At 27.1% G+C, this 16,492-nt stretch carries 17 protein-coding genes and 1 tRNA gene; 8 read left to right on the forward strand and 10 right to left on the reverse strand.

The features are described from left to right. Nucleotides 1-16 precede the first annotated feature (16 nt). From rfbB to ABXT48_RS04725, 4 genes are read left to right on the forward strand one after another with little or no spacing between them, the layout of a single operon-like run. Complete coding sequence (rfbB, locus tag ABXT48_RS04710; protein WP_415285861.1) at nt 17-1,036, forward strand: dTDP-glucose 4,6-dehydratase; 1,020 nt, start codon at nt 17-19, stop codon at nt 1,034-1,036. Continuing rightward, the gene (locus tag ABXT48_RS04715; RefSeq protein ID WP_415285862.1) at nt 1,033-1,899 is read left to right on the forward strand and encodes a sugar nucleotidyltransferase; all 867 of its coding nucleotides are present in this window, start codon (nt 1,033-1,035) and stop codon (nt 1,897-1,899) included. The genes rfbB and ABXT48_RS04715 overlap by 4 nt, the downstream gene beginning before the upstream one ends. After that, nucleotides 1,900-2,427: a dTDP-4-dehydrorhamnose 3,5-epimerase gene (rfbC, locus tag ABXT48_RS04720; protein WP_415285863.1), complete on the forward strand. Its 528-nt coding sequence runs from the start codon at nt 1,900-1,902 to the stop codon at nt 2,425-2,427. After that, nucleotides 2,420-3,127 carry a sugar nucleotide-binding protein gene (locus ABXT48_RS04725; RefSeq protein WP_415302701.1) on the forward strand — a complete coding sequence of 236 codons (708 nt, stop codon included), beginning with the start codon at nt 2,420-2,422 and terminating at the stop codon, nt 3,125-3,127. The genes rfbC and ABXT48_RS04725 overlap by 8 nt, the downstream gene beginning before the upstream one ends. Here ABXT48_RS04725 and ABXT48_RS04730 read toward each other — a convergent pair. The 3 genes from ABXT48_RS04730 to ABXT48_RS04740 form a co-directional block, all read right to left on the reverse strand. Beyond that, nucleotides 3,122-3,198 (reverse strand) — tRNA-Met (locus tag ABXT48_RS04730). The genes ABXT48_RS04725 and ABXT48_RS04730 overlap by 6 nt on opposite strands. Nucleotides 3,199-3,532: 334 nt before the next feature. Further along, nucleotides 3,533-5,977 carry a GcvT family protein gene (locus tag ABXT48_RS04735; protein WP_415302703.1) on the reverse strand — a complete coding sequence of 815 codons (2,445 nt, stop codon included), beginning with the start codon at nt 5,975-5,977 and terminating at the stop codon, nt 3,533-3,535. Nucleotides 5,978-6,023: 46 nt separating this feature from the next. After that, nucleotides 6,024-6,467 carry a cytochrome c gene (locus ABXT48_RS04740; RefSeq protein ID WP_415285867.1) on the reverse strand — a complete coding sequence of 148 codons (444 nt, stop codon included), beginning with the start codon at nt 6,465-6,467 and terminating at the stop codon, nt 6,024-6,026. Nucleotides 6,468-6,485: 18 nt separating this feature from the next. Between ABXT48_RS04740 and ABXT48_RS04745 the strand changes: the two genes are divergently transcribed. Then, entirely contained in the window at nt 6,486-7,013 is a 528-nt protein-coding gene (locus tag ABXT48_RS04745) for a cytochrome b (RefSeq protein ID WP_415285868.1), read from the forward strand. Here ABXT48_RS04745 and ABXT48_RS04750 read toward each other — a convergent pair. Then, complete coding sequence (locus ABXT48_RS04750) at nt 7,010-7,723, reverse strand: class I SAM-dependent methyltransferase (RefSeq protein WP_415285869.1); 714 nt, start codon at nt 7,721-7,723, stop codon at nt 7,010-7,012. The two genes, ABXT48_RS04745 and ABXT48_RS04750, sit on opposite strands and share 4 nt — an antisense overlap. Before the next feature lie 51 nt (nt 7,724-7,774). Here ABXT48_RS04750 and ABXT48_RS04755 point away from each other — a divergent pair, with 51 nt between their 5' ends. Genes ABXT48_RS04755 through ABXT48_RS04765 form a run of 3 tightly spaced genes read left to right on the forward strand, consistent with a single transcriptional unit; the run spans nt 7,775 to nt 11,104 of the window. Beyond that, the gene (locus tag ABXT48_RS04755; RefSeq protein WP_415285870.1) at nt 7,775-8,728 is read left to right on the forward strand and encodes an ADP-ribosylglycohydrolase family protein; all 954 of its coding nucleotides are present in this window, start codon (nt 7,775-7,777) and stop codon (nt 8,726-8,728) included. After that, a complete protein-coding gene (locus tag ABXT48_RS04760) occupies nt 8,729-10,048 on the forward strand; it encodes an MATE family efflux transporter (protein ID WP_415302704.1) in 1,320 nt (439 codons plus the stop codon). A gap of 36 nt (nt 10,049-10,084) precedes the next feature. Further along, nucleotides 10,085-11,104, forward strand: coding sequence for an MBL fold metallo-hydrolase (locus ABXT48_RS04765; RefSeq protein ID WP_415285872.1), 1,020 nt, complete (start codon nt 10,085-10,087; stop codon nt 11,102-11,104). 220 nt (nt 11,105-11,324) lie between these two features. Here ABXT48_RS04765 and ABXT48_RS04770 read toward each other — a convergent pair whose 3' ends face one another. The 6 genes from ABXT48_RS04770 to ABXT48_RS04795 are packed head-to-tail and all read right to left on the reverse strand — an operon-like array spanning nt 11,325 to nt 16,369. Next, complete coding sequence (locus ABXT48_RS04770) at nt 11,325-11,690, reverse strand: TlpA family protein disulfide reductase (RefSeq protein WP_415285873.1); 366 nt, start codon at nt 11,688-11,690, stop codon at nt 11,325-11,327. 45 nt (nt 11,691-11,735) lie between these two features. Then, nucleotides 11,736-12,629 carry a DMT family transporter gene (locus tag ABXT48_RS04775; protein WP_415285874.1) on the reverse strand — a complete coding sequence of 298 codons (894 nt, stop codon included), beginning with the start codon at nt 12,627-12,629 and terminating at the stop codon, nt 11,736-11,738. 23 nt (nt 12,630-12,652) lie between these two features. Continuing rightward, the gene (locus ABXT48_RS04780; RefSeq protein ID WP_271492942.1) at nt 12,653-12,970 is read right to left on the reverse strand and encodes an AzlD domain-containing protein; all 318 of its coding nucleotides are present in this window, start codon (nt 12,968-12,970) and stop codon (nt 12,653-12,655) included. Next, the gene (locus ABXT48_RS04785; protein ID WP_415285875.1) at nt 12,970-13,668 is read right to left on the reverse strand and encodes an AzlC family ABC transporter permease; all 699 of its coding nucleotides are present in this window, start codon (nt 13,666-13,668) and stop codon (nt 12,970-12,972) included. The genes ABXT48_RS04780 and ABXT48_RS04785 overlap by 1 nt, the downstream gene beginning before the upstream one ends. A gap of 18 nt (nt 13,669-13,686) precedes the next feature. Beyond that, nucleotides 13,687-14,745: an ABC transporter ATP-binding protein gene (locus tag ABXT48_RS04790; RefSeq protein WP_415285876.1), complete on the reverse strand. Its 1,059-nt coding sequence runs from the start codon at nt 14,743-14,745 to the stop codon at nt 13,687-13,689. 4 nt (nt 14,746-14,749) lie between these two features. After that, a complete protein-coding gene (locus ABXT48_RS04795) occupies nt 14,750-16,369 on the reverse strand; it encodes an ABC transporter permease (RefSeq protein WP_415285877.1) in 1,620 nt (539 codons plus the stop codon). Nucleotides 16,370-16,492: the final 123 nt, after the last annotated feature.

The following is a 16,492-nucleotide window of genomic DNA, read 5'->3' on the forward strand; positions in this document are numbered from 1 at the left end:
ATATATCACTTAAATAATGAATAAAAATATCATAGTGACTGGCGGGCTTGGTTTTATTGGTAGTAACTTAATCGATCTATTAATAAGCAAAAAATATTCAGTAATTAATTTAGATAAAGTTAGTTATTCATCAAATTTTTATAACCTTAAGGAATATAAAAATAATACTAAGTACAAATTTATAAAATGTGATTTAAACAGTAAAAAAATACTAAACGTATTATTAAAATACAGACCTATTTGTATTTTTAATTTAGCAGCAGAGACACATGTTGATCGATCTATAGATGGGCCTAAAAATTTTATTAACAGCAATGTTCTTGGAACATTCAATCTTCTGGAAGCTTTTAAAACATTTTCATCAAAACATAATAGTAAACTAGTTCATATTTCCACAGATGAAGTTTATGGAGACATTTTAAAAGGCAGGTCAGATGAGAATTACTCTTACAAACCAAGTTCACCTTACGCTGCTAGTAAAGCTGCCTCTGATCATTTAGTCTACTCTTATACACGCACTTACAATATTCCAGCTGTAATCTCAAATTGTTCTAATAACTATGGTCCCAAACAGCATCCAGAAAAACTAATACCTAAACTAATATACAATATTATTAACAATAAAGAGTTGCCAATTTATGGAAAAGGAAAAAATTCTAGAGAATGGTTACATGTGAAAGATCATTGTACAGCGCTGTTTAAAGTTTTTGAAAAAGGACAAATTGGTGAATTTTATAATATTGGATCAAATAAAAATTTAAATAATATTCAAATAACAAAAGCACTGATTAAGATTGCTAAAAATTTTATCACTATAGGTCATAACGTTAAGATTAAATATATACCGGATAGACCAGGACATGATCAAAGATATGCCCTTAATAGCAACAAAATTAAAAAAAAACTTAAATGGAAGCCTCAAATTAAATTTGATAACGGTCTAAAAGAAACTTTTTTATGGTATTTAAATAATAAAAAATATTATTCTTCACTAGCAAAAAAAGATATTGTTAAAAGACTAGGACTAAAAAAATGATTACAAAGGGCATAATATTGGCAGGTGGAACAGGCTCAAGAATGAGTCCATTAACTAAAGCTATAAATAAACAGCTTCTTCCTATCTATGACAAGCCTTTAATTTTTTATCCATTATCAATTTTGATGCTTGCAAAAATAAAAGATATCTTAATTATTGTTAATAAAGGACAGGTGGAGCAGTATAAAAAATTAATTCCAAATGGTGATAATTTAGGAATTAAAATCACTTACAAAGAACAAGATAAACCAAGAGGTTTGCCTGATGCTTTTATCTTAGGTGAGAAATTTATTAATAATAAAAATGTTGCAATGATACTTGGTGATAATTTTTTTTATGGTCAAAATCTAAGTTCAATACTTTTGAAGAGTGCAAAAATTAAAGAAGGTGCAGGCATATTATTACACAAGGTTCAAAATCCAGAACTTTTTGGTGTAGCAAAAATGGATAAAAATAAAAAAATAATCTCAATTAAAGAAAAACCTAAAAAATTTATTTCAAATGATGCTATTACGGGCTTATATTTTTTTGATAAAAATGTTGTGAATTATGCAAAAAAGTTAAAACCATCCAAAAGAGGAGAGCTAGAAATTATTGATTTATTAATGATGTATAAGAATAAAAATAAACTGAGAGCAAATTTTATAGGTAGAGGTGGTGCTTGGCTTGATACGGGTTCAATTGATGATTACTATAAAACAATTGCTTTTGTACAAGCTGTAGAAAATAGGCAAGGATTAAAAATTGCATGTATTGAGGAAATAGCATTACTAAATGAATGGATTAATAAGGAAAAAATTAGCAGATCAATTAAATTTTATGGTAAATGTCAATATTCTGATTATTTAAAAAAATTATTATAAATGATAATCAAAACAAAATTCGATAGTTTAATTTTATTAAAAAAACATAAATTTCTTGATTCAAGAGGGTATTTTCAAGAATTGGTAATGGAAAAAAACATTAAGAAGAAATTTCCATTTCATGTAATGTCATTTTCTAAAAAAAATATAATCAGAGGTCTCCACATACAAAGTAAAAATCCTCAAGGTAAATTTATAACAGTTATAAAAGGAAAAATTTTTGATGTAGCTGTGGATCTTAGAAAAAATTCCAAAACATATGGAAAATATTATTCAAAAATTTTAAGTGAAAAAAACTCATTATCTGTTTATATTCCACCAGGATTTGCTCATGGGTTTTGTACTCTAGATAAAGAGAATTTTATAATTTATAGTTGTACTCAGTATAGAAATGCTAAATCTGAAATAGGCATAAAATATAACGATCAAGATTTGAATATTAAATGGCCTATCAAGAAACCTATCTTGTCAATAAAAGATAAAAAAAATTACTCTCTTAAAGAGTTTTATAATAAAATTAATGGATAATAAAATTTTAGTTACAGGTGGTGATGGAAGATTTGCTAAAATATTAAAAGATAAAAATAAAAAATTAAATTTAATCTTTTGTTCTAAAAAACAGCTAGATATTTTAAACCTAAAATCTATCAAAAAAAATTTTAAAAAACATAAGCCAAAAATAATTCTCCATTGCGCAGGTCTATCAAGACCAATGAGTATTCATGAAAAGAATATTGTAAAAAGTATAGATCTTAATATTATTGGAACAGCGAATTTAGTAAAGACTTGTAAATTGTATAAAGTTAAATTGATATATTTTTCTACAGGTTATGTTTATGAGGGTAAAAAGGGGAATTATAACGAAACAGATCCAGTTAAGCCTTTTAACAATTATGGCTTATCAAAATTAGGTGGCGAATGTGCTGTTTCAATGTACAAAAACTCATTAATACTTAGAGTAACAATGACAGAAAAACCATTTTCACATGATGCTGCTTTTACTAACTTAAAAACTAATTTCATGTTTCATGAAGATTTAGTTGAGATACTCCCAAAAATTATTAATAAAACTGGTATAATTAATGTTGGTGGTAAATCTCAATCTGTTTATAATTTTGTTAAAAAATATAACAAATCAGTAAAAAAAACTAAGTTGAAAAAAAATCCAAAATTACCCCTTAATCAAACAATGAATTTTTCAAAATTAAAAAAATATCTAAAGTGGTAGCGGGAAGTGGAATCGAACCACTGACCTCAGGCTTATGAGTCCTGCGCTCTAACCGACTGAGCTACCCCGCCACTTAATTATTGTTGATTTATAATAGATTTTTAATTTAGATCAATCAACTTTTGATCAATATGATTATTTTATAATTATTATAAGAGTTGAAAAAAGACCTAAGACTAAAGTTGTTAAGCTATAAAAAATGATATTTCTTTTAGTTTCATTTTTTTCATCCATTCGTACTCGGTTCAATAATTTATTGATGTCTACAATTCTATTTTGATCAATATATTGTAATGGAATAGTTTTTTTTTGAACTTTTTTTTCGCTGCTATGTTTACGGTTATGAAAATAAGCTTTTTGCATAACATTAGTTAACCACCAATTATTTAACTCAGCAACTAAAAATTATAAAAATCTAGCTTGTTTATCTTTTAGAGGAGTGATTTCTACTATTGCTGGGAATTTTTGTTTAGCGACTTCAATATATAGGTCCATTTTTGAAAGTTCTTCATTTGAATGTGATGAACTTACATATCCAAAAGATAGGTTTTTTTTATAATTAAAGGAATAGTTTCCAGATGTCGTTCTTCCTATAATCTTATCAGCAAGATAAATTGGCTCTTCATGTAATAATAGAGGTGTACCAGGCTTACTATCTTTAAGTGACAGCATAATAAATCTTCTATTTTGTTTTTGATCTTTTATTTTTAATAAGCTTTCTTTCCCAATAAAGGTGATTTCTTTTTTATAACTAATTGCAAAATTTAATCCTGCCTCGTATTGATTTTCTTCAGGTGAAATGTCGTGACCCCAATGCAAAAATCCACTTTCCATTCGCATGGTATCCATTGCGTGTGACCCACAATGAGATAAATTATGATTTTTTCCTTCATTAACAATTAATTGATAAATTTCTTTAGCATCTTTATTTTCTATATAAAGTTCAAATCCTAATTCACCTACATAAGATAATCTTTGAGCCCAAACTTTTTTTGAACCAAGTGTTACGATTTTTCCATAACCAAATTTGAATGCTTCATTGTTAAAATCATCATTTGAAATTTTTGAGATTAAATTTCTACTTTTGGGTCCAAAAATTCCTAAACAAACTAGATCATCAGTAATATCTTTAAATTCTAAATTGCGTGATAAATGTTTTAAAATATGTGCTTTATCATGGGTTCTTGTTGCAGCTGAACTTATTATTCTAAAATGATTTTTATCAATACAAATAACTGTTAAGTCTGTTTCAATTCCTCCAGCCTTATTCAGCATTTGTGTATATGTTGATCTACCAATTTCATTTTTAATATTAGCTGTGCATATTCTTTGTAATTCACTGTGCGCCTCTTCTCCTTTTATTTCATATTTAGAAAATGGAGAGAGTTCGTACAAACCAACATTAGTAGTTGTATTTTTTGTTTCAAATTCAACTGAAGGATACCAGTTTTGATAATCAAAACTATATTTGTATTCTGCTTTTTCATTATTTAGTGCATACCACATAGGTCTTTCGTATTCACCCGATACACCAAAGCATGCTCCTTCTTTTTCTAATTCTTCGTGATAGGGCAATAGTCTTTGATTTCTTGAAGTGTTATGCTGTTTATAAGGCCAGTGCATTCCATATAAATCACCAAGAGTTTCCGTTACCCTTTCCATAATAAATTTTTTAGATGAATGAAATTTTTGAAATCTTTTAATATCTAGTGAAAATAAATCTTCATTCATATATCCATTAATCATCCATTCAGCAGTAACTCTTCCAGCACCACCAGAGCTTGCGATCCCAATGCTATTAAATCCACAACACGTAAAAAGATTATTAACTTCTGGAGTTTCTCCTAAAAGATATTGGGTGTCCGGTGTAAAAGATTCAGGTCCTGAAAAAAATTTTCTAATTCCAGCAGTTTCTAACATGGGCAATCTTTGAAATGATTTTTCCAAATAAGGTTCAAAGTGATCAAAATCATCTGGAAACTCACCAAATGAAAAATCTTCTGGAACAACTCCCTTATCTTTAAAAGCAGGTTTTGCATTAGGTTCAAATATCCCAACTAACATTTTCCCGGCATCTTCTTTTAAATATAGACAGGAATTATAGTCTCTTAAAACTGGTAAGTTTTTAGGTAATTTATCTAATGGTTCTGTAATGATATAAAAGTGTTCATTTGGATATAACGGAATACTTACACCAATATCTTCTCCAATTTGTCTCGACCACATCCCAGTTGCAATTACAACATATTCACAGTCAATTTTGCCAAATTTAGTTTGAACGCCAACAATTTTTTTATCTTTAACCAATATTTTTTCAACTGGAGTTTTTTCAAATATTTGAGCCCCTTCCATCTTTGCAGCTTTTGCTAATACATTTGTAACCCCTATAGGATCTGCCTGACCATCTTCTGGCATATAAACTCCACCTAAAATGTCATCGTCATTTATAACTGGATAAAGTTCTTTTATTCTTTGTTTGCTAACACTTTCAACATTGACATCAAATAATTGTGCAGCTGTTGCTTGTCTTAATAATTCTTGTAATCTTTCAGGTGTGCTAGCAACTGTGATTGCTCCATTTTGTTTTAATCCAGTTGATAATCCAGTTTTTTCTTCTAATTCTTTATAAAGGTTTAATGAATATTTTCTAAGACGGGTAATTGTAGCTGACGCTCCTAATTGACCAACAAGACCTGCTGCATGCCAAGTAGTTCCTGAAGTTAACTGATCTCTTTCCAATAATATCGTATCTTTCCAACCATACTTTGCAAGGTGATAGGCAACAGAACAACCAGCAATACCTCCTCCTATAACTACTACTTTTGCTGATTTTGGTAATACGGATGACATTTATAATTTAACAATATTAAAATTTTCAAATGCTAACAACTAAATCTTAGTTTTCAGCTCTAAATTTTGAGTGACAAGACTTGCAGCTACTCCACATATATTTTCCAAGAGTTGCCTTCACATCTTCTGTTCTATCAATAACAGACGTTAGCTCAATCATATTATTAGAAGCTTTTGTCATTAATAAATTAAATTCATCTTTATTTTCCCAAATAGAAGGCAAAGCTTCTGTTCCAAATCCTACTTTTGAATTTTCAGGAAAAAGATCTATTAATCTTTTATAATTAACACTCATTTCAATCATTAGTTTTTTTGCTTCATCTATATCTCCATTAGAAGCAAGACTATTAACTCTTTTTGCAGTTTTATAATTTTTACTAAAAATAGATTTTCTTTCTTTAATAATCTCTTCTACAGTTTGCTCAGAAAAAGCACTGAAACTGTAAAATAATATAAATATAAAAAATAAAGTATTTTTAATTGTTGTCATAATGTGCTTAATTTAAATATGTCTATATTAAATAACAAAACGAAATATGGATTACTAAGTAAATTATTCCATTGGCTAACTGCCGCAGGATTAATAGTTCAAATACCTTTAGGGTTTTATTTGGTGGATTTAGACTTTGATCAATCTAGGGTTGATATAGAAAATTATCATATATTATTTGGATTAATCATATTTTACGTAACTTTAATAAGACTAATCTTTAAAGTATTAACGCCAATTCCTGATTTTAAAGGAAGTGCTTTTCTAGGACAAAAATTTATAGCAAAATTAAATCACTTATTATTATATTTGACTTTATTAACTGTCACATTCTCAGGTATCTTAAAAAAACTATTTAATGGTGAAAGCTTGATTATTTTTTTTAAAAAAATTAATTTAACTTATAATTATGAGCTTTCTGAGCAGTTTTATTCAATTCATATATTATCAAATTATGCATTGATTGGATTAATCATATTACATATTTTAGCTGTACTGTTTCATAAATTTTTATTAAAAGAAAATATTTTAAAGAGAATTCTTTAAACTTTAGTAAATATTATACATTTGAGTTTATCATTAAATAAAATATTTTTTTTATATTTAAGATTAATCTCATTAATTCCATTAAAAATTTGAAGTGAACTAAATTTTAATAAAGTAGATATATAGCGTTGTTTTATCATTTTTAAATATATGTTTTTTTTAATATTCACTTTAAAATAAAATTTAGTGATGCTTTTTTTTATATTTAGTTGAAGTAGTTTTTTCCAAATAAGAATGTCTCTTTTGAGTGACTGATTAAGTTTTTGTTTCATTAAAGAAAATGTAGGAATTTCGTTATTTTTGGTATCTAAAGTTAAGATTAAAATAATTCCTCCCACTTCTAAACTGGCGTATGAATAGCTTAATATCTTCTTAATGTCTTTTAAGTTAAATAAGTGAATAGTTTGTTTAATCAATATTAAATCAAATTTCTTTTTATTATTTCTAAGATATTTAATTGCATTTGCTTTTTTAAATATAATTCTTTTGTCAAAATCTTTATGATTTTCAATATCAAGTCCAATAGGCTTGTTTATTAATTTAAGTTTAAAAGATAATGAGCCCATTATCTTGCCACGACCACATCCAATATCTAAAATTTTTGAGTGTTTAGTTAATTTTTTTTGTTTTAGTAAAAAATTATTGAAGGAATGGATATATCTTGTAGATGAAATCCAAGTTTTGTTATCCCAATTTTTAAAACTTAACATTACTTAATTTAAAACATTTTAACTTATATTTAAATAAAGTATTAGTTATTGATGTTTGATAAGTTACATATATTTCTTGGTGCAACTGTCGCAGATGCAGCAGCAAGACCTTTGCATTGGGTCTATGACGACAGAAAACTTAAATCTTATATTAAAGGAAAAAAGAATATTGCTTTCTTTAGGAAAAATAGATCTCCATTCTATTCTATTAAAACAGGCGAAGTTTCTGGATACAACGATGTAGGTCAGGTGATGTTTAAAACATTAACAAAAACTGCCAACCATAAAGAAGTTATTAAGCTTTTTAAAAAGAATATTGTCAAAAATTTTGGACCAGGCTCAAGCTATTGGAAAAACTTATCTTTAAGAAAAAAATACAAAAAGATTAAATGGAAAACAGCCATGAAAGGTCCATGGATTCATCAAAATATCTTAGAAACTATTAAAAACATTAAATTAAAAAAAACTATCACGGGTGGGACTAAAGTTAACGAGTCAGATGGGTATTGCGCAAGTCTACCCTTTTATTTTTCAAACACATCTGACCAGAAAACAAAACAAATTATAAGAACGGTTGCTAATGGCAAGATTAGCGAACAATTCGCTTTGGCAAAACTTAAGATTATTGATTTAGCCGATAAAGGAGACAAGGATCCAATTAATAGTTTTTTAAGAAAAAACATAAAAAACAAATATTTTAAAAATGTTATTGAAAACATCAAAAAAGTTAAAAAAATAAAGTCAAAACCACACAATTTTGTTGTAAAGAAATTTGGTAAAGCATGTAGTTATCCAGGTACCTTTAATGGTGCAATACATGCAATCATCACCTCTAAAAATTTTAAAACAGCAGTTATTAAAACAATTAAAGCTGGTGGATGTAATTGTTCTCGTGCTAATTTTGTTGGTGCTTATTTTGCAGCTTACAAAGGTATAAAAGGTATTCCTCAAGATTGGATTAAAAAAACAATTCCTGCTAAATCTATACTGAAGTTTATTGCTTAAATGCAAAACCCCTCAATTAAATACATTTTAAAATTATCTATTCCTATTTTTTTTGCAAATTTAGCCATTCCAATGGTTGGCATTATTGATACTGGTTTAATGGGTAATCTTGGTAATTTATCATATTTATCAGCAACTTCTGTTGCTGCTAATTTATTTTCTATGATTTTTTGGAGCTTTGGTTTTTTAAGAATGGGAACTGTTGGTTTAGTTTCACAAGCTTATGGTAAAGAAGATTACACAGAAATATTTAATATTGTTGTTCGAAATTTAGTTTTTGTTTTACTAATTTCATTGATCTTAATTTTATTACAAAGTTATATATTCAATCTAAGTGTGGGTATCTTTAATTTATCAGACACTACTAAGCAATTTTATCAGGATTACTTTCAAATAAGAATTTATTCAGCACCTGGTGAGTTAACACTTTACATTATAACTGGTTTATTTGTTGGATTACAAAAGACCAAAATCTCAAGTTTAGCCGTTGGTTTTTTTTCAATTCTAAATATAATTTTAAGTATTATTTTAGTTTCAAAATTTAATTTAAATATTAAAGGGGTTGCTTATGGGACTTTATTCTCAGCACTTTTAATATCCACAACTTTTCTAGGTTATACATTTTGGTATCTAAATAAGATGTCTAAAATTTATATCAACATTAATAAATTAATAGATCTTAATAAACTTAAAAACATTTTTAATATTAATCTAAACATATTTATTAGAACTATATTATTAACCTTTTCATTTTTTTGGTTTACTTACCTTGGCAGTCAAATTGGTGAAGACTATATTGCGGCAAATGCCATCTTGATTAACTTAGTTTTTTTGTCTGCTTTCATTCTTGATGCTTACGCATTTTCAACTGAAGGTATGGTTGGATATTCTTTGGGTAAAAAAGATATAAATTTATTTAAAAAGATTGTTAAAAACTCTTTTATTTTAAGTACATTTACAGGATTAATTATTTCAATAATTTATTTTTTTATTAACAAGTACGTCATTACATTAATGTCTGATATTGAAAGTATTAGAAATCTAAGCTCATCTTATGTGGTATGGCTAATACTTATGCCCTTCATTTCATCATTTTGTTATCAATTTGATGGAATATTTATTGGTGCATCACAAACAAAAGAACTTAGAAATGCGATGATTTTCTCAGTATTTTCTTATTTATTAATATCTTTATATTTAACAAAAATAATGGGCAATACTGGAATATGGATTTCCTTGTGTTTGTTTATGGTGTTAAGAGCATTATCTCTATTTTATTATTTAGACAAAATTTATTTAAGATTTGGTACTATTAAATAGATTCTACTATTCTCAATATAATGATAATGTATTTAAATGTTATTTCGTCAATTATTTGACAAGAGTTCAAGTACCTACACTTATTTAATTGCTTCCGCTAAAGGTAGGGAGGCTTTAATCATTGATCCTGTATTAGAAAATGTTGAAAGATATATGCAGCTATTAAAAGAGTTAGATTTAAAATTAGTAAAAGTAATAGATACACACATACATGCAGATCATATCTCGGGGATTGCAGAACTAAGAGATCAAACAAATTGTGTAACAATTATGGGTGATAAAACACCAGTAGATGTCGTATCTATGCAAGTATCAAATGAAGAATTAATCAAAATTGATGGTCTAGAATTTAGAGCTTTATTCACACCAGGTCATACATCAGAAAGTTTTAGTTTCTTAATGAACGATAGGGTTTTTACCGGTGATACACTGTTAATTAGAGGAACTGGAAGAACTGATTTTCAAAATGGTGATCCACAAGATTCTTATAATTCTATTTTTAATAAATTATTAAAATTACCTGATGAAACTTTGGTGTATCCAGCTCATGATTATAAAGGAGATACTGTAAGTACCATTTTAGAAGAAAAAAAATTTAACCCACGGCTGCAAGTAAAGTCAGTTAATGAATATATAGAAATTATGAATAATCTTAATTTACCTGACCCTAAATTAATGGATGTAGCAGTTCCTAATAATTTAAAACTTGGAATAGATCTTGATAAACAAAAAGTTAATAACGGAATTGAACCTAATGAGTTTAAAAATTGTTTATTAGAAAAAGATATAATTTTAATAGATCTTAGAGAGCAAAATGAACTAGATAAAATTGGAAAGATTAAAAATAGTACAAGAGTTTCTTTCCCAGAAATTAATGATTACTTAAACAAAAATAAAACTAAATTACAGAATAAGAAAATTTTGTTTTATTGTGCTATTGGTCAAAGATCTACTCTGGCAGTACAAATATCAAAGTCTTATCAATATAATAAATGCTCACATTTAATTGGTGGTCTAAAAAACTGGAAACAAGCTGGTTTAGAATTGATTAAATAAATTTAATTATGAATGTATTTATAATTTTATCATTACTTGTAATTGTAATTGGGATTATCCTATTAGTAGCTTCTCCATCAGTATTATTTAAATTGAACTGGGAAGAAAAAACAGGAAAAGACAAAATCCTCATGTTCTTGTTTTATGGTATATTGGTTTATATAATAAATATCATTTTTTGGATTGTCAAATGATCAGTAACAGGCTTTATTATTCGAGATTAAGATTTTATTAATTCGTAAATTTTAGCTTTATCCATTTGGCCAATGCTTCTCTGTACTTCTTTATTATTTTTATAAACAACAATAGTAGTCCAATAATCAATACCTAATTGTTTTGCTATATCTTTATCTTTGGTTTGCTCAAAACTTAAAAAAAGAACATTTTTAAATTCTTTTTCAGCTTGATCTAAAATTTTTATCTGTGCTTTACAAGTTGTACAAGTTTCATTCCAAGAATTAATAACAACTGTTTTTCCTTCAAGTTGAGCTTTTTGAAAAATTTCATTATTAAAAGTTGTGCTTTTATCCACTGCAAAAGCTTTAATTGTAAATAATGCAAAAATTATAATTAATATTTTTTTCATGTTTTAATTATACGTCCTAAAAGTTTAACTAACAAGATTTTGATTTTATTTTATAACCCCAATCTTTTTTTGTCTTGAAATAATAATTAATCCACTAATAACAATTATTAAAGCCCCTATATAAGTATTAGTTAATGGCACCTCATCAAATAAAAAATGTCCATATAATATTCCCCATAAAATAACTGAGTATCTAAATGTTGATGTAACAGAAACTAGTGCAATTTTGATTGTTGCTATTGAAAAAATGTAGCCTAGAGCTAGAAAAAAAGCAGCAATAAACAAAACAAATATATCCTTTAAACTAAAATCATAAAATTTATAAATACTTAACAAGCCAAAAAGAGCTGTAACAACAAAACAGGTCATAAATGCAATTTGTAGACTAGGATAATCTTTTTTAAAATTTTTTGTATACATGTCTCTAATCGAAAGCATAATTGCTGCAATTATAGGAAAGATAAAATAATAACTAGTCTCTAATTTTCCAGGATTAATTACCACCACCACACCAACAAAACCCAATAACACTGCACTCCACCTTCTCCATCTAACTTTTTCTCTTAAAAATATTGCACCAAATGCAGTTAATAAAATTGGTGCCATGCTTAATAAAATATAAACATTTGCAAAGGGTAATAGAGCGATACCAATGAAAAAAAATAAAGCTGCTAAGGATTCTAAAATGCCTCTCACTCTCAATTCATTTGAAGTAAAGATTAAGTTAAAATTAAGCTCTTTCTTAATATAAAGAAATAATAAAATGAAAAGTAATGTAAAAATACCCCTAATAAAAATGATTTGGTTTAAAACAAATATCTCATCATAGTTTTCGTAAATAACTTTTACAAAAGCATCATTTGTTGCAAATGAAAATTGACATAAAAGCATATAAAATATGCCAAGTAAATCGTTGCTAACTTTAAATTTATGAAACATGAGAGGTTTAATTATAAGTTTTTCTATTGGTAATATACAAAAATCAAAAACCAATAAGAAATAAGTCCCACAAATATTGTGGCAATAATACTTCGACTAAAATAACCAATAATTATTGCAAATATAGAAGCTAATATTTTTGGATTATTTTCAATATCTATTGCGCCTGCACTATCTAGAAATATTGGTGGAAAGATTATTGCAGGGAAAATTGCAGAAGGTACATAAGAAAGTATTTTTTTTGTCTTATCGTTTAATATGTCTTCTTTTAATAAAAAAATCATAGAAAACCTTGTTAGATAAGTAATAATTCCACAATAAATAATTGTCGACCAATGCATTAATTTTTCTTTAAAGTTATCAAAGTTAATAATGTAGCAATTAGTAAAGCAGCTATGGCTGCAACGATAATATATGCTTGAAATGGTATTGTATTGTAGCCAATAGTTGCAACAATACCTGATACCAACATCACAATAATATTTTTAAATTTTCTAAAATCATTAATTAACAAGGCCAAAAAGGTTAAAGAAATAGTAAAACTTAAACCTAGCTCTTCAGGTATAACTGATCCTAGAACAATACCTAACATTGTTGATATTTGCCAAATTATCCAACAGGTAAAGCCAGCACCTAATAAGTGGTAATGTTTAAATTCATTTTCTTTATTCTTCTTAAAATAAGTATTTGAGACAGCAAATGCTTGATCAATTAACACGTAAGACAAAATTATTTTCCACGTTAATTTTAAATGAGATAAATATTCTGAAAAAACTGCCCCATATAATAAGTGTCTAGAATTTACTGCACCAACAGAAGTTATTGCAACTAAAGATGAAGCTCCGCCTGAAAATAATTGAAGTAAAACTATTTGAGAGGCTCCACCAAAAATTATAATGGACATTCCAAATGTCATGTACGCACCCAAACCTAATTCCATACCAATAACACCATAAATAATTCCAAATGGAACCACAGGTATCATTAAAGGACTTACGTCAATTATTCCTCCAGATAAGGTTTTTAATCTGTCATTCATATTAAGTTAAGTTTTGTATTAGAAACAAACTATATGATCAATATTAATTGGTCTCTTGATACCAAATTTTTCGTCTACTTGATGTTGATGAATATGGTGAGAGTGTACAAATACAGGAATTAATTTATTACTTACTGTTTTAAGGGTATAGATAAAATTTGTTCCTCTAAATTTTCTATCAACTACTTCTAATTTTAAATTACTCTGATCATCATGTTCCAGATCTTCTGGTTGTAATAAAAGTTGAACTTCAGATCCTTTTGGGTAATGTTTTATAAAATCACCAGTTATTGTACCTAAGTCAGCACTCTCTAAACTGTTTTCACCGGTAACTTTTGCTGGAATTAAAATTCCTCTATTCAAAAAGTTAACCACCTCTACAGAATTTGGAAAATGATAAACATTATATGGATCATCAAATTGTTTCAATTGTTCATCAAGAATTATTCCACATTTTGTGCCCAAGTAAAAAGCTTCATACGAGTCATGTGTAACGATGATTGTTGTTATTTTTTGTTCAGTTAAAATTTGCTTCAACTTAACTTGAATTTCTTCTTTAAAACTTTGATCTACATTTGATAAAGGTTCATCTAATAATAATAAGTCTGGGTTAGATAATAAAGATCTGGCTAAAGAGGCTCTTTGCGCTTCACCAGAACTTATTTGATGTGGAAATTTATCAACTACATGATCAATATGAAGAAATTTAATTATCTCATTTATATTTAATCCTTTTTTCTTCTTTTTATTTCTCTCTGCACCAAATTTTATATTTTCTAAAACATTATAATGAGGGAAAAGTGAGTTATCTTGAAAGGCCATTGATATGTTTCTATCTTCAGGTTCCACATGGACATCTTTAGAGGAAAGTAATTTATTCTTTAATTTAATTTTTCCAGAATTAATTTTCTCTAAACCAGCAATTGTTCTAAGAATTGTAGTTTTACCAATTCCAGATGGACCCAATAAACAGATAATGTCTCCCTGATTTTCAATAGTTAATGAGACATTGCTTACTTTGTTTTGTGCACTAGCGGTAAATGTTACATTATCAATTTCTAGAAAATTTTTTGTCATAATTTTAGTCTTTAAGAATATATTTAGATGTAATTAATATAAAGAAACTTGCAATAATTATAAGAAATAATGATGGGGCTGCTGCGGCCTCTAATAAATCCTGAGAAGCATAGATATATGCCTTTGTTGCAAAAGTTTCAAAATTAAATGGTCTCATAATTAGCGTAATTGGTAGCTCTTTAATGATTTCAATGGCTAATAAAATTCCTATCAATAAAATTGAGTTTTTTAGATATGGGATGTGTATGTTTTTAAATGTCTTAAATTTGGAATAACCAAGTAGATATGCACCCTCATCAATAGAATAATTAATTTTTAAATATCCTGATTTAATTCCATTACTTGCTAATGAATAAAATCGAATAAAATATACCAAAACTAGACCAAGAATAGAGCCTATAAAAATTGGCTTTATACTGTTCATTTCAAATTGACCTAGAATATTGCTGTCAAACCATGAGATAAAGGTAATGAATGCTACCGCTAAAATAATCCCTGGTATTGCATATCCTGATATTGAAAATGTAGTTAATACTTCTAAAAATTTACTTTTAGAAACTCTATTCCCATAATTTGAAATAAAAGCTAAGGCAATTAATAAACAGCTAGATAAAATTACTAAAATTATAGTATTTGAAAATAAGTTAATTAAATCCAAATCAGCTAAATGTTTTGGAAAAATAATTGTCCAATAAAGCATTTGCAGAACAGGAAATAAAAAACTTATAGAAAAAACTAACATGCAAAAAGAAAATGCTAAAAATGATTTATATCCACTTAAATTGATAACTGATTTAGATTTAAATCCACCCTTAGAAGATGTGTGATATTGGGCTTTTTTTCTTGAAAAATTTTCCAAAATAAACAATCCAAGAATAAAAATTAATAGGTAAAATGATAATCTGTTAGCAAGAGTAAGATCATCAAAAGAAATCCAAGCATTATAGATTCCTGTAGTAAAAGTAGATATGCCAAAAAAAGATACAGATCCGAAATCTGATAAAGTTTCCATTGCAACTAACGACAGACCAGCAACGATAGCAGGTCTTGCGGAAGGAAGTATTATTTTAAAAAAAGATTTTTTTTTAGAAAAGCCAAGATTTTTTCCAAGTTCTATTAAATTTTGTGACTGATAGTGAAATGATGTTCTGGTTAAAACATAAACATAACCAAATAATGAAAAGGATATTGAAATTATAGCACCCATCATTCCATCAAATTTAGGAATATGGGAATTATAATTCCCTTCTCCAAATAAATTTTTTAAAATTGAAAAAGCTGTTCCATAATTTTCAAAAAAAGCAGTTAAGGAATATGCGTAAATATATGCTGGGACAGCAAAAGATAAGATCAAAGACCATTTAAAGAAATTTACACCTGGAAAATTATAAAATGAAACTAAGTAAGCGCATCCAACACCAATTATAAATGTTAAAAATAAAACACCTATTAAAAGTACTAAGGAATTATAAATGTAATCGTAAAGAAAAGTATTCTTTAAAATTAAACTATAGTTTCCGGTGGTTTCAAAAAAACTACTGAATACAGTTAAAATTGGTGCAGCCACTACTAAAGAAATAAGTAGTGATGATACATACCAAATATTTATTTTTCCAAATCCCATATTTTATATTACCTTAATAATTATTTTTAAGAAACTTCCCTTGTTATCAAGGGAAGTCAATACCAACTCTAAAACCAATTTGAGAGAGAGATTATAGAGCTAATTCTTAAAAATTTCTTATAC

It is taken from the genome of Candidatus Pelagibacter sp. Uisw_101, from assembly GCF_047727615.1.
Classification (GTDB): Bacteria; Pseudomonadota; Alphaproteobacteria; order Pelagibacterales; family Pelagibacteraceae; genus Pelagibacter.

Bases quoted from the DNA above. Each gene is read 5' to 3' on its own strand.
- ABXT48_RS04750 (WP_415285869.1), bottom strand. From the start codon at position 7,723: ATGTTAAGTTTTAAAAATTGGGATAACAAAACTTGGATTTCATCTACA.
- ABXT48_RS04760 (WP_415302704.1), top strand. From the start codon at position 8,729: ATGCAAAACCCCTCAATTAAATACATTTTAAAATTATCTATTCCTATT.
- ABXT48_RS04790 (WP_415285876.1), bottom strand. From the start codon at position 14,745: ATGACAAAAAATTTTCTAGAAATTGATAATGTAACATTTACCGCTAGT.
- ABXT48_RS04735 (WP_415302703.1), bottom strand. From the start codon at position 5,977: ATGTCATCCGTATTACCAAAATCAGCAAAAGTAGTAGTTATAGGAGGA.
- ABXT48_RS04715 (WP_415285862.1), top strand. From the start codon at position 1,033: ATGATTACAAAGGGCATAATATTGGCAGGTGGAACAGGCTCAAGAATG.
- ABXT48_RS04780 (WP_271492942.1), bottom strand. From the start codon at position 12,970: ATGCATTGGTCGACAATTATTTATTGTGGAATTATTACTTATCTAACA.
- ABXT48_RS04725 (WP_415302701.1), top strand. From the start codon at position 2,420: ATGGATAATAAAATTTTAGTTACAGGTGGTGATGGAAGATTTGCTAAA.
- ABXT48_RS04740 (WP_415285867.1), bottom strand. From the start codon at position 6,467: ATGACAACAATTAAAAATACTTTATTTTTTATATTTATATTATTTTAC.
- ABXT48_RS04775 (WP_415285874.1), bottom strand. From the start codon at position 12,629: ATGTTTCATAAATTTAAAGTTAGCAACGATTTACTTGGCATATTTTAT.
- ABXT48_RS04745 (WP_415285868.1), top strand. From the start codon at position 6,486: ATGTCTATATTAAATAACAAAACGAAATATGGATTACTAAGTAAATTA.
- rfbC (WP_415285863.1), top strand. From the start codon at position 1,900: ATGATAATCAAAACAAAATTCGATAGTTTAATTTTATTAAAAAAACAT.
- ABXT48_RS04770 (WP_415285873.1), bottom strand. From the start codon at position 11,690: ATGAAAAAAATATTAATTATAATTTTTGCATTATTTACAATTAAAGCT.
- ABXT48_RS04765 (WP_415285872.1), top strand. From the start codon at position 10,085: ATGTTATTTCGTCAATTATTTGACAAGAGTTCAAGTACCTACACTTAT.
- ABXT48_RS04785 (WP_415285875.1), bottom strand. From the start codon at position 13,668: ATGAATGACAGATTAAAAACCTTATCTGGAGGAATAATTGACGTAAGT.
- ABXT48_RS04795 (WP_415285877.1), bottom strand. From the start codon at position 16,369: ATGGGATTTGGAAAAATAAATATTTGGTATGTATCATCACTACTTATT.
- ABXT48_RS04755 (WP_415285870.1), top strand. From the start codon at position 7,775: ATGTTTGATAAGTTACATATATTTCTTGGTGCAACTGTCGCAGATGCA.
- rfbB (WP_415285861.1), top strand. From the start codon at position 17: ATGAATAAAAATATCATAGTGACTGGCGGGCTTGGTTTTATTGGTAGT.